Below are 11,838 nucleotides of genomic sequence, written 5' to 3' on the forward strand. Positions count from 1 at the left end.
CCTCGTTCCTCACACGAAGCAGATGAATCATGCCCTTTGTGATCTACGTCCTTGGGCTGGGCATCTTCGCCCAGGGCACCTCGGAATTCATGCTCTCCGGCGTGATGCCCTCCATCGCCCAGGACCTCGACATCCCCCTCGCCTCCGCCGGAATGCTGGTGTCCGCCTTCGCCATCGGCATGCTCGTCGGAGCACCGCTGATGAGCCTGGTCACCCTGCGGATGCCGCGCCGTGCCGCGCTGGTCGGCTTCCAGCTCGTCTTCATCGCCGCGCACGTAGGCGCCGCCCTCGTCCCGCACTTCGGATTCCTGCTGGCCATGCGGGTGCTGTCGGCCATGGCGTATGCCGGATTCTGGGCCATGGCCTCGGTCGCGGCCATCTCGCTGGTGGACGCCGACAAGCAGGGCCGTGCCATGGGAGTGGTCGTCTCGGGACTGAGCGTGGCCACGATCATCGGTGTCCCGGGTGGCACCCTGCTCGCACAGCACGCCGGCTGGGAGGCCGCCTTCTGGGCCGTGGCCGCCATGACCGCTCTGTCCACGATCACACTGCTCATCGCCCTGCCCGGCGGCCGGGACACGACAACGGCACAGCCGCGTCTGGCCACGGAACTGCGCTCGCTGATGCAGCCGCGGCTCTGGGTCGCCTACGCCACCACCGCACTGACCGTGGCCGCCCAATTCGCGATCTTCTCCTACCTCGGAGCCCTGCTGGAGGACGTCACCGGCCTCAGCACAGGCCTGGTACCCCTCGTGCTCGGACTCTACGGCGTCGGCGCGTTCATCGGCCTGACCATCGGAGGACGCGTAGCCGACCGCGCCCCCTTCACACTCCTGCTGGTGGGCATGGCCGCCTTCATCGCCGCCGCGACAGCACTCGCAGTGACCGCGCATGTCGCCTGGGTCACGATCGGGCTGGTGGTGCTCCTGGGCGCCGCCAACTTCGGAGTCACGCCCGCGGTCAACGCCAGAGTCTTCTCCATTCTCGGAGAGACCAGGACGCTCGGCGGCGCCGTGAACATCGCCGCCTTCAACGTCGGCATCGCCGTCGCCCCCCTGGCATCCGGCCTCGTGATCAACACGGGACTGGGGCTGGCGGGTACGGCCTGGATCGGCGCGGCCTTCGGGGTCGCCCACATGGGCAGCGTTCTGCTGGACCGCCACCTCACCCGACGCCACGAAGCGGGCACCGAGGAGCCCACGGCCGTCTCCGAACTGGAGCACGCTGCCGCGGCCTCCTGACCACTGCAACCGAAACCGATCGTCCCGTCGATGATCCAAGCGAAACCGCCCACCCACGAGGGCACGCCCGTGATGCACCGGTGCGGTCCCTGAGGCAGTGAGAGGTGTGGTGGCTGTAGTACTTCTCTGCTGTACCGCAGGATCCCGGCGGGGATGACCACGGAACGGCATCTGTTGATGCAGCCGCCGGCCAGCGACAACGACGAGATGTGCGCAGTTGCCCTTACCGCCCTCCGCGGCGGCGCTGCCGCGGTTCCCGAATGCGGTGATCAGTAGTGAATGCATGCGACCGATAACCGGTATCTGCTCCTATATCGCAGATATGCCGTATGTGGCAATATGTCATGTGTGGCATTTTGGCGCTGAAGACAGGCGAGAGGAGTACATCATGATCGCCAAGCTGCTCGGCAAGCTGTCCTTCACCCGCCACTACGGTGCGTACGGGTCCCACGAATGGGATGCGTACGCCGGGGACGACTAGGACTGACCGCGCACTGCCGGCGGGCGCCCCTGGGCGTCCGCCAGGTCCCAGCCACGCTGCCGACGACATCGGCCCGGACGGGTACGAGAGCCAGGGACGATCTCATGGGCCGAAGGAATGAGCCGCCGCGGTTGCCCGAAGGCAGCTTCGCGGCCTGGAGCCGCGACCGGCTGGCATTGGCGCGCCGTGGTGCTGAAGAGTGCGGGGACGTCTGGCAGTTGGAGCCGGGTGTCTACGTAGCCGCTGCGGCCGGGCCGTGTGAAGCGGTCCTGCGCCGCGCGCAGGACTTCCCCAAGGCACCCTCGCCTCTCTTCCCACCGTTGAAGCGGTCGAGCGGAGCACCCACACCCGAGGACCGTGCGCACGCTCACGCCGCCCGTATGCGCGGACTCCGTGCGCAGGCGGTCGCAGCCCGGATCGGTGAGATCGCGCCCCGGACCGCGCGATTTGCCGACCAGTTGCCCACGGGCCAGGACGTCGAGATTCTGCCCCCGGTCCGGCACGCCCTGGCCGAGATCGGCGTGAGCTACCTCTTCTCCGAAGACGCTCCTGCCCTGCTGCCGTATGCCGCACAGCTCTTCCTGGCCCGGGAGGTGCTCGTACGCCCCTCGCGTTGGGTATGGCCGCGCTGGATCCCCACACCCGCACGGCGGTTCCGCACACGGCAGCAGGTCGCCTTCACCGACGCTCTGCGGCCCGTCGTCCACCGGCGTCGTTCGTCGGGCCAACTCGGCGACGACATGCTGGGACAGATGCTCCGGCCCTCCCCCCACCACGGCCCACTGCCGGAAGAAGCCGTCCTCGACACTCTCCCCGGAATCACCGTCGCCACCTTCGAGACCCCTTCCCGGGCGGCCGGATGGATCCTGCTCCACCTGGCCCGGCACCCCCAGGCAGCGGCCCGCGTCGCGGCCGAAGCCGCCTCGCTGCCCGCGGACCCGGCCGCGACGACCAGCACCCACCTCGGCAGCCTGCGATACACCCAGGCACTGGTGAGTGAGGTGCTCCGGCTGTACCCCCCGAGCTGGCTGCTGACCCGGCGCGCCCCGCGACAGACACAGCTCGCCGACTACACCATCGACGCCGGGTCCACCGTTCTCGTCTGCCCTTACACCGCCCACCGCGACGCACGGGAGTATTCCGAGCCGGACCGGTTCCGGCCCGAGCGCTGGCTCGATGATGCGGGCTCAGCGGCGAAACCCGGGGCCTTCCTCTCTTTCGGTACCGGGCCGCATGGCTGCGAAGGAACCGCTCTGGCCATGGCGATGCTGACGCTCCTGACCGCGCAGACCGCCCGCCGCTACCACTTGAGCGAGCCGCCCGGACCGGAACCCAGCTACCAGGTCACCACCCTCGAAGGTCTCGCAACGGTCGGCTTGCGCCTGCGCGCCACCTTGCGCGGCTGAGAGCAGTCCTGCGTTAGGTGGCAGGCGATGACCGACTCACGGTTCGCTCATCGTGTGTCGCTGGTCGAACTCGTCGGCGAGCATGCCCATCATGACGAGGTCGTGGTGCCGGCCGGCGAAGAAGACGTGTTCCCGCAAGCGCCCCTCCTCGGTGAAGCCGAGCCGACGAAAGAGTGCCAGCGATGCCTCGTTGTGGGCGAAGATCGCTGCTAGGCATTTGTGATAGCGCCGCTCGGCGAACATGAAGCGCAGCAGCAGCACTACGGCTTCTGCCGCGTAGCCCCTGCGCCGGTGATCAGCGCCGATCGTGACATCACACTCGAACCAGCCTGAACGAGGGCCGGTGCGATGCGAGCCGACTGTGCCGACCAGCTCTCCCGTGGCCGTCGCTTCGACTGCCAACCGGAAGCGGTCGTCCTCGCACTCGGCAACGGCTTGCTCCTTCGCCCAGGCTCGGTAGCTCTCGGCGGACCGCGGCAGATCCAGCCGGCTCCCTCGCCGCCCGTCATCGTCGGCGAAGCGCAGGAACGCTGTCCAGTCGTCGGGCTCGACAGCGCGTAGGCGGACCCGATTCCCGGTCCAGGACGATGCCATGCCCTATTTGATCACGCTGCTGTGCGCGCAAGGCTGAGAGGCACACCGAGGCAGGCGACGAGAGAGGGCGGGAGTCAGCCAGACCGACTCCCGCCAACGCTGGACTCGTCGGTATCGGTGCCGCTGTTACGCTGATTCTCTGACGGTATTCCGGCGCACCGTGCCACACGGTTTCCGCCGAAACGGCAATCCAGAAGAGCGCCGCTTACGCAACCAAAATGCGGTGCGCCCCCTCGTACTTCACAGGGGTGGGCAGCGGCCGGATCAGCCCTCGTCGCGCGCCGGAGTGGCGCCGGCTTGAGGGTCCGCAACTCCCACTCCCTCTGGAGGTCGGGGTGAAAGTTGTCGTTGATCTTTCCCGATGTGCGGGGTATGCGCAGTGCGCGTTCCTGGCTCCGGAGGCGTTCCGGATGCACGGTGAGGAAGCGCTCCTGTACGACCCGAACCCCGACGACGCCCGGCGCGACCAGGTGCTGCGCGCCGCGGCGGCCTGTCCGGTCCAGGCGATCCTCGTCGACCAGCCGGATGCGCGGCACGCACCGGCGGAGGCGCCGCCGTCATGACCGGTGCCGACAACCCGCGTGCGTTCAAGCGCGATGGCCGCATCGTGGTCGTCGGGGCGTCGCTGGCGGGACTGCGGGCCGCGGAGGCTCTGCGCGACGAGGGCTTCACCGGATCGCTGACCATGATCGGTGACGAGTTGGGCGAACCGTACGACCGGCCCCCCCTGTCCAAGCAGGTACTGGCCGGGTGGGTGCCGGCCGGGGGCACCACGTTGCCCCGCCGTCGTGACATCGATGCCGAGTGGCTGCTCGGCGTGCCCGCCAGCGGGCTGGACCTCGCGACGAACCACGTGCGTCTCGCCGACGGGCGCGAGGTTCCCTTCGACCGGGTGCTGATCTCCACCGGGGTACGGGCCCGGCCGTGGTTCGTCGAGTCCGAGGCGGCCCTGGACGGAGTGTTCGTCGTACGTACGCGCGAGCATGCAGAGAGCCTGCAGCGGGCCCTCGCCGCCGGGCCCTCCCGGGTGCTGGTCATCGGTGCGGGATTCACCGGCTCCGAGATCGCCTCCGTCTGCCGCGAGCGGGACATCCCGGTCACCGTCGCCGAGCTCGCGCCGTACCCGCTGGTCGGGGCGCTCGGCGCCATGGTCGGCGAGGTGGCGGCCGACCTGCAGCGCGCTCATGGTGTCGATCTGCGGTGCGGTGTCGAGGTCGCCCGGCTGGAGGGTGACGCGCAGGGGCGGTTTCGCCGTGCTCACTTCGACGACGGCAGTACGGTCGACGCCGATGTGGCGGTGGTGGCACTCGGGAGCATCCGCAACACCGAGTGGCTGCGGGAGTCGGGACTGGCGGCGGGCGTGTGGGGAATCACCTGTGACACGGGGTGCCGGGCCCTCGACATCCATGGCCGCGTCACCGACGACGTCTTCGCCGCGGGAGACGTGGCACGTTGCCCGAACCCCGTCTACGAGAACCGGCTCATCGCACTGGAGCACTGGGCCAACGCCGTGGAACAGGCAGAGATCGCGGCACACAACATGGTCAGCGCCCAGGCGGACCGCCGGCCCCACCTGTCCGTCCCGCTGTTCTGGTCGATCCAGTTCGGCGTCAACATCAAGTCCGTCGGCGTGCCGACCTTCGCCGACGAGGTGGTCGTCACCCAGGGATCGCTGGACGACCGCCGTTTCGTCACCGCGTATGGCTATCGGGGCCGCGTCACGGCTGCCGTGAGCTTCGACAACGGCAGGTGGCTGGACCACTACCGTCGGTTGATCGAGACGGCCGCGCCTTTCCCGCCCCCCTGCCCTACGCCGGACCAGCCGGCCGACATGAAACCGGTGCCCGTCGACTTCCCCGGCCCCGACCTGCTCGCGCAGGGCGCCACGGTGGTCGTCAACGGCCATGACCCGGGCGAGCCCCGCGTCCCGGCCGGGCACCGGCATCGGCATCGGCATCGGCAGGAGGAAGGCCGGACGACCACGACCGGGACGCCCGGCACGTTGCAACGAATCTTCGACTACTCCGCCCGGGCCGACCCCTACCCGCTGTATGCCGAGTTGCGCAGGACGCCGGTGGCCCGTCAGGAGGACGGCAGCTACGTCATCAGCGGCCATCGCGAGATCACGGACGTACTGAATGACCCGCATCTGAGTTCCGACGTGCGCAATCTGTCGTGTCCGATGCCCTCGGGCGAGGGAGGGGCCCCGTCGTCGTTCATCCACATGGACTCGCCCGAGCACGAGCGCCTGCGGCGTATGGCGATGCGTCAATTCGGCCCCCCGCACACCCCTGGGCTGGTGACCGGACTTGAAGGCTTCCTGACCGGCAGCGTCGGCAGCCTGATCGACGGTCTGGCGGGCAGGGAGCGGATCGACGTAGTCGACGACTTCGCCTTCCCGCTCCCCGTAACCGTGATCTGCCACTTGCTCGGCGTGCCAGGCGAGGACGAGCCGAGGTTCCACCTCTGGGTGAACGACATCATGAACTCGGTCGACTACGACCCCGAGACCGACCCGAAGGAGAAACTGGACAGGGGCGTACAGGCCCGCAAGGACTTGCTCCAGTGCCTCGGCGAGCTGGTGGAACAGCGCCACGGCCGGCCGGGAGACGACCTGCTGTCACGGCTGGCCAACGACGACGGGCCCGACGGCCGGATGGCCGACGCCGAAATCGTCGCCACCGCCAAACTGCTCCTCATCGCCGGCAATGAGACCGTCGTCAACCTCATCACCAACGGCATGCTGACCCTGCTGCGCCACCCGCAGGTGCTGCGGCGACTGCGCGACGAACCGGACCTCGTCGTGCCGCTGGTCGAGGAACTGCTGCGCTACGAGCCGCCCGTGCAGATCATTCCCTGGCGGGCGGCGTACAGCGACATCACCGTCGCCGACACCGTCATCCCCCAGGGCTCGCAGATCATGCTCATGCTGGCCTCGGGCAGCCGCGATCCGAAGCGCTTCCACGATCCGGACCGCTTCGACCCCGATCGGCGTGACAACCAGCACCTGGGGTTCGGCAGCGGCATCCACCTGTGCTTCGGCGGCCCGCTGGCCCGGCGGGAAACCCAGATCGCGCTGACCGAGCTGGTACGCCGGCTCGACCGCCCCAGGCTGGTCGCCGACCCACCGCCGTACCGGCGCAGCCCCGTTCTCCGGGGTCCGATCCATCTGGACATCGAGCAGGGCGACGGTTGACGCGGCGGCCGAGGGCACAGCATGGCCGGCAACGGCCAGTCGGCGAAGTCGACCCGGTCCACCACGGTGTCGGCGGTGGCGTCGACGGCGACGCTGTCGCGGCCGACCGGCCACAGGTTGCGGGTCTGGAAGACCGTCCGGGCCGTGGTGCCGTGGGCCGGGACCGCGATCTCCAGCGGACCGGTGAGTCCGCCGGGGCGGGCGGCCTTCAGGACGCCGTCGATCGCGTTCGGGTCGACGGTCTTGCCCGCGCCTGAGCTTGTCGAGCCACCGCTCACGCCGGCCGTCTGGGCACCGGAGGCGTTGCTCAAGGAGGTGGACACGGATGGCGTATGGGAGCTGAGGGCGTCGAGGGCCTCGCCGACGTGGGCGCCCGCGTAACGCGACCAGGTCATGCCGGTCGCGGACAGCACGAGCAGACCGGCCGCGAGCCACAGGCCCGTGACCGCGTGCCGGCTCCGGGTGCGTCGTACGCCCTTCTCCGCCGCCCGGTCGGGCAGGACCAGACGGCGGGCGGTCCGGGTCCCGCGCTGCCTGCGCCACCACAGGACGACCCCGCCCAGGACCAGAACCCACGGCCGGCCGGCGGCGAACTCCGAGTAGTACGGCCGGTCACGTCCAGGTTCAGGTTGCGGTGGAGCGCGTCCAGCCATGTCGTCAGCGGGGTCTGCGCGTACCAGGTGGTCAGTTGTCCCCTCACCTTGCCGGCGTACGGGTCGACGTACCCCGTGTGCGCCTTCTTGCCGAGTTCGGGCAACGAGAAGTCGAGTGGCAGACCCCGGACGCCTCTCCCTCCTGCGGGCCCGGCCCTGCGCCTGCTGCGCGCCGCCGGAGTCGTGGCAGGCGAGAAGAAAGGCCCGGGTCGTGCGTTACCGGCTCGTCGACCCGGGCACCACCGAGCTGTTGAAGAACTGCCCCACCGACACCGGCTGAGCGATGATCGAATCGCGCTTTGGTCAATGGGGTGGCCGCCACCCCGCCCAGCATGGTCATCGGCGCTGTCGTGCGGCTCTCCTTCACCAACTCCGGTGGTATCGCCCCCGGCTGGTTCCTGGCCCTGGCCTGCGGCCACCCGCCGGCGACAAGTTGACCGGCCGTGTCGCAGTGATCAGTGCCGTCGTTGATCCGCGTGATTCGCCCTGCTCCGGCAAGCGTGGGAGACGACATGCAGACGAACCGCCCCTGGGGCAAGGCCGTTGTCATCGGCGGGAGTTACGCGGGGCTGGTGACCGCGCGGGTGCTGGCCGACTTCTTCGCGGAAGTCGTCCTCGTCGAGCGGGATGCCGTGGACGAGGACACCGGTGCTCATCAGGGTGCGCCGCAGGGCTATCACGCGCACGCGATGCTGGCCAAGGGCGGCGAGATCCTGGAGCGGCTGTTTCCGGGGCTGCGGGAGGAGTTGCGGGAAGCCGGTGCGCCGGTGTTCGACTACGGGCAGGGAATCGACTTCCTGCTGCCGACCGGACTGGCACCCCGCGCACGGACGGGGGTGCAGATCCAGACGTTCACCCGCGACGAGCTGGAGCGCCGTCTGCGACGCAAGGTGCTCGCACTCTCCGAGGTCACGCTGATGGCCGCCACGCAATGCTCGGGTCTGACCCGGGACGCCTCGGGGCGGGTGACCGGTGTGACGTGCCGGCAGCAGGACGCGGAGCCGATCGACTTGGCCGCCGATCTGGTCGTCGACGCCTCCGGGCGGTCCGGCTCACTGGAGAACTGGCTGGGCGAGGTCGGTGTCACGGTCCCCCCGAAGCGGATCGTGAAGGCGAAGGTCACCTACACGTCGATGAACTTCGACCGGCCCGAGGAGGACCACCCGAGCCACCCGGACTTCTACATCGCCTACCAGATGCTGTTCGCTCCTCACGTGCCCCGGGCCGGGGTCCTGCTGGCCGTGGAGCGGAACCGGTGGACGTGCTCCCTGTTGGGCTTCCAGGACCCGCCGCCGGCCGACGACATGGGCTACCTGCGGTTCGCGGAGAGCCTGGACAACCCGCACCTGGCCCAGCAGATCGGACGCCGCACGGTCCAGGAGCCCACCCATCGCTACACCAACGCCGAGAACCAGTGGCGGCCCTATCACGCCGTCAAGAACTGGCCGGACGGGCTCATCGCCGTGGGGGACGCGGTCTGCGTCTTCAACCCCGTCTACGGCCAAGGGCTGACCGTGGCCGCGATGGAGGCGGAGCTGCTGCACCGGACGCTGGCCCGTCGTAGCGCGTCCGGGAAGCGGCTGGACGGGATGGCAGGCGGTTACCAGAAGCGGGTGGGCCGGCTGCTGCTCGGCCCGTGGACACTCTCCACGAACTCGGACCTGATGTGGAACCCGGACCGTCGGCCCCTGGGGGCGCGGTTCGCGCACTGGTACAACACGAGGCTCTTCCAGGTCGCGGTCAAGGACGCGGCCGTCTGGTCGCGGTTCGTGCGGGTGGTGAACATGGTGGCCTCCCCCGCGGTGCTGTTCCATCCCGCCGTGGCTCTGAAGGTCCTGTCCACCGCGCTCACCCCACGAGGCTGACCTTTCAGGAGCACGACTCCGCGGGCAGGCCACGAATGCCACCGCCGGGCCGCCCGCTGTCCCCGGCGGTCCGAGCACCCGCACCGGCCGGCCGGGAGACGTCACCGGCGCCGCCCGCTACCAGCCGCCGCGCCCGCCCGGACGACCAGTGCCCGGGAGCGTTCCCGCCTCGTGCACGACAGCACCGCCGCCGTCCGCGAATTCAACCTCTGCCGCTGGTATGTCGACCTGGTGACCGCGGGCACCAGGACCATCGCGGTGCGGGGGAATCCGCGATTTTGCCCACCGCGCCAGGTCACAGGGCTGCTGATGGAAGCGGTCCGACGCGAGGCAGCCCGTCGGCATGGCCCGCCGGCGTCGGCTGCATGCGCCGCGAGGACGGGCCGGGCTGTCGCCGCTCCGCCGTGAAGACTGGGGCGCCCCCGAAAACGCTCAGGCGCGCTCGCCGTTCTGGTCGAGAGCGGCGTACTTGCTCCGGTAGTAGAGCAACGGGTTGGCGTGCGGCGAGGCGGCGAGGTCATGGACCTCGGCCACGACGATGGTGTGATCACCCCCGTCGTACTCCGCCGTGACGGCGCAGTCGAGCCAGGCGAGCGTTCCGCTGAGACGGGGTGCGCCCAAGGGTGTGGTGTCCCATTCGACGTCTGCGAACTTGTCGGTGCCGGAGCGGGCCATCTGCCCGCTGAGCTGCTCGTGCTCCTCCGCGAGGATGTTGACGCAGAAGTGCCCGATCTCCCGGATCTTCGGCCAGGTCGTCGAGTTCCTGGAGGGGCTGATCAGGATGAGGGGTGGGTCGAGGGAGAGTGAAGCGAAGGACTGGCAGGAGAAGCCCAGCGGTCCATCGGGTCCCAGCGCCGTGATGACCGTTACTCCGGTGCAGAAGGTACCGAGGACGGAACGGAGAGCAGCGGGGCCGACGGCCCGTGTCCGAGTCGGTGCGCTCATCGGGTGGCCGCTTCGCGCACGGCGGGCATGACGGTCGTCGCGAACGCGTCCAGGTTGGCTTTGGCCTCTTCGGGAGTCAGGTCGCCGAACGCCAGTGTCGCCTCGAAGTAGTTGACCGGAGCTTGCCGAACCTGCTCCACGAGCAGATCGCGGACCGTCGCGGCTGTTCCGATCAGCGCCGTGCCCTGGTGAATGGCGCGCTCGGCGTCCGCGAAGCCGTCGAGACGGTGGTCGCCGTGCTGGTGCCACAGCTTGGTCACCTGACGGGCGAAGACGTCGTTCGCCTTGGTGTAGCGCGCCAGGGCCTCGTGGTCGCTGTCAGCGATGTAGACGGCGGCGGCGACGCCCACGCGCGGCGGTGTGCTGTCCGGCCTGGTCTCCTGGCGGTTGCGCCAGGTGCGCCAGTAGGTCTCGACGGCCGCGGGGAACTCACCGCCGTTCCATCGGCCGACGAAGTTCACGTTGTTGGCGCCCGCCCACTCCGCCGTGTTGGTGTTGCTCGACGCGTACCACAGCGGGGGGTGGGGACGCTGGACGGGGCTTATGGACAGCTCGACGCTGTAGTCCCGCAGCAGACGCCCGCGGTGGTCGATGCGACCGGTGCTCAGCCCCTGCGTGAGGATCTCCAGTGTCTCCGCGTAGAGGGCGCGCGCCTGGTCGGGAGCGACGCCGAAGTACGCCAGCTCGTAGGGGCTGACCCCGCTGCCGACGCCGACGTCGAGTCGCCCGTGACTCATCTGGTCGAGGGTGGCGATCTCTTCGGTGAGGCGCAGCGGGTCGTAGGAGGGCAGCACGTGCACGAGGGCACCGAACCGCATCGTGGAGGTGCGCTGGCTGAGTGCCGCCAGGAACAGGTTGGGCGACGGGCATACCGACAGCGTGGTGCCGTGGTGTTCGGTCACGTGGTAGTGCTCGATACCGGCGTTCTCGGCGGCGACGGCGAAGTCGAGGCGGTCCGCGATGACCTGACCGGGAGTGGAGTCACCCAGATCGAAGGAGTCGAAGATTCCGAAGCTGAATGTCATGGTGGTCCGGGTCCTTTGGTGATTCGGTCGGATGACTGCCAGCGTGTCAGGGGCCCGGGAAATGACCGAATGATTCTTCCCGCCTGATGGAAAACGGCAAGTGCTCCGTCAGGTCACCGAATTCACCGACGTGCTGAGCGGAATTCCCGGGGAGATGTCTGCGACAGACAGGGCGTTCATGGTCGGAGAAGAAAGGCGTCGGCGGTGAGCTGGGGGTCCTCGGCGACCGGGGTGCCGAGGACCAGGAGGGGGCTGCCGTCGGCCAGTTCACGGTGGCGCAGGCGCAGGAAGCTGCGGTAGACGGGGCTGCTGACCCGCAGTTCGGTGGGGTGGAGGCCGACGTCCTCGAGGGCGAGCAGTTGGGCGCTGGCCTGGTCGAGTACCGAGCAGATCCATCCGTCGGTGTTCATCTGCTCCCCTTGCGGTGGTGAC

At 69.3% G+C, this 11,838-nt stretch carries 11 protein-coding genes and 2 pseudogenes; 8 read left to right on the forward strand and 5 right to left on the reverse strand.

All coding sequences use genetic code 11. From position 1 onward, the window contains the following. Positions 1–29 precede the first annotated feature (29 nt). A complete protein-coding gene (locus tag ACFWXC_RS15065) occupies positions 30–1,241 on the forward strand; it encodes a Cmx/CmrA family chloramphenicol efflux MFS transporter (protein WP_384478667.1) in 1,212 nt (403 codons plus the stop codon). A gap of 861 nt (positions 1,242–2,102) precedes the next feature. Beyond that, positions 2,103–3,128: a cytochrome P450 gene (locus ACFWXC_RS15070; protein WP_384478670.1), complete on the forward strand. Its 1,026-nt coding sequence runs from the start codon at positions 2,103–2,105 to the stop codon at positions 3,126–3,128. A gap of 36 nt (positions 3,129–3,164) precedes the next feature. Here the strand turns inward: ACFWXC_RS15070 and ACFWXC_RS15075 are convergent, their stop codons facing one another. Beyond that, a complete protein-coding gene (locus ACFWXC_RS15075; protein ID WP_384478673.1) occupies positions 3,165–3,722 on the reverse strand; it encodes a GNAT family N-acetyltransferase in 558 nt (185 codons plus the stop codon). Between the two features lie 335 nt (positions 3,723–4,057). Here ACFWXC_RS15075 and ACFWXC_RS15080 point away from each other — a divergent pair, with 335 nt between their 5' ends. The 3 genes and pseudogenes from ACFWXC_RS15080 (at position 4,058) to ACFWXC_RS15090 (ending at position 6,918) form a co-directional block, all read left to right on the forward strand. Next, positions 4,058–4,285: a ferredoxin gene (locus ACFWXC_RS15080; protein ID WP_384478675.1), complete on the forward strand. Its 228-nt coding sequence runs from the start codon at positions 4,058–4,060 to the stop codon at positions 4,283–4,285. Further along, positions 4,282–5,649 (forward strand): annotated as a pseudogene (locus tag ACFWXC_RS15085) (NAD(P)/FAD-dependent oxidoreductase); the annotation flags it as partial. The gene ACFWXC_RS15080 and the pseudogene ACFWXC_RS15085, both read left to right, overlap by 4 nt. Before the next feature lie 147 nt (positions 5,650–5,796). Further along, positions 5,797–6,918: a cytochrome P450 gene (locus ACFWXC_RS15090; protein ID WP_384478944.1), complete on the forward strand. Its 1,122-nt coding sequence runs from the start codon at positions 5,797–5,799 to the stop codon at positions 6,916–6,918. A gap of 158 nt (positions 6,919–7,076) precedes the next feature. Here ACFWXC_RS15090 and ACFWXC_RS15095 read toward each other — a convergent pair. Next, a pseudogene (locus ACFWXC_RS15095) lies at positions 7,077–7,571 on the reverse strand (PepSY-associated TM helix domain-containing protein); the annotation flags it as partial. A gap of 115 nt (positions 7,572–7,686) precedes the next feature. On the opposite strand from ACFWXC_RS15095, the gene ACFWXC_RS15100 reads away from it, so the two are divergent. From ACFWXC_RS15100 to ACFWXC_RS15110, 3 genes are all read left to right on the forward strand, one after another. After that, entirely contained in the window at positions 7,687–7,851 is a 165-nt protein-coding gene (locus tag ACFWXC_RS15100; protein ID WP_384478678.1) for a hypothetical protein, read from the forward strand. A gap of 31 nt (positions 7,852–7,882) precedes the next feature. Beyond that, a complete protein-coding gene (locus ACFWXC_RS15105) occupies positions 7,883–8,008 on the forward strand; it encodes a hypothetical protein (protein ID WP_384478681.1) in 126 nt (41 codons plus the stop codon). 75 nt (positions 8,009–8,083) lie between these two features. Next, complete coding sequence (locus tag ACFWXC_RS15110; protein WP_384478684.1) at positions 8,084–9,436, forward strand: NAD(P)/FAD-dependent oxidoreductase; 1,353 nt, start codon at positions 8,084–8,086, stop codon at positions 9,434–9,436. Between the two features lie 432 nt (positions 9,437–9,868). Here the strand turns inward: ACFWXC_RS15110 and ACFWXC_RS15115 are convergent, their stop codons facing one another. From ACFWXC_RS15115 to ACFWXC_RS15125, 3 genes are all read right to left on the reverse strand, one after another. Then, entirely contained in the window at positions 9,869–10,381 is a 513-nt protein-coding gene (locus ACFWXC_RS15115) for a flavin reductase family protein (RefSeq protein ID WP_384478686.1), read from the reverse strand. Next, entirely contained in the window at positions 10,378–11,406 is a 1,029-nt protein-coding gene (locus ACFWXC_RS15120; protein WP_384478689.1) for an LLM class flavin-dependent oxidoreductase, read from the reverse strand. The genes ACFWXC_RS15115 and ACFWXC_RS15120 overlap by 4 nt, the downstream gene beginning before the upstream one ends. A gap of 176 nt (positions 11,407–11,582) precedes the next feature. After that, a complete protein-coding gene (locus tag ACFWXC_RS15125; protein WP_384478691.1) occupies positions 11,583–11,816 on the reverse strand; it encodes a hypothetical protein in 234 nt (77 codons plus the stop codon). Between the last annotated feature and the right edge of the window lie 22 nt (positions 11,817–11,838).

The sequence above is a fragment of the Streptomyces sp. NPDC058683 genome (assembly GCF_042716195.1).
Classification (GTDB): Bacteria; Actinomycetota; Actinomycetes; order Streptomycetales; family Streptomycetaceae; genus Streptomyces.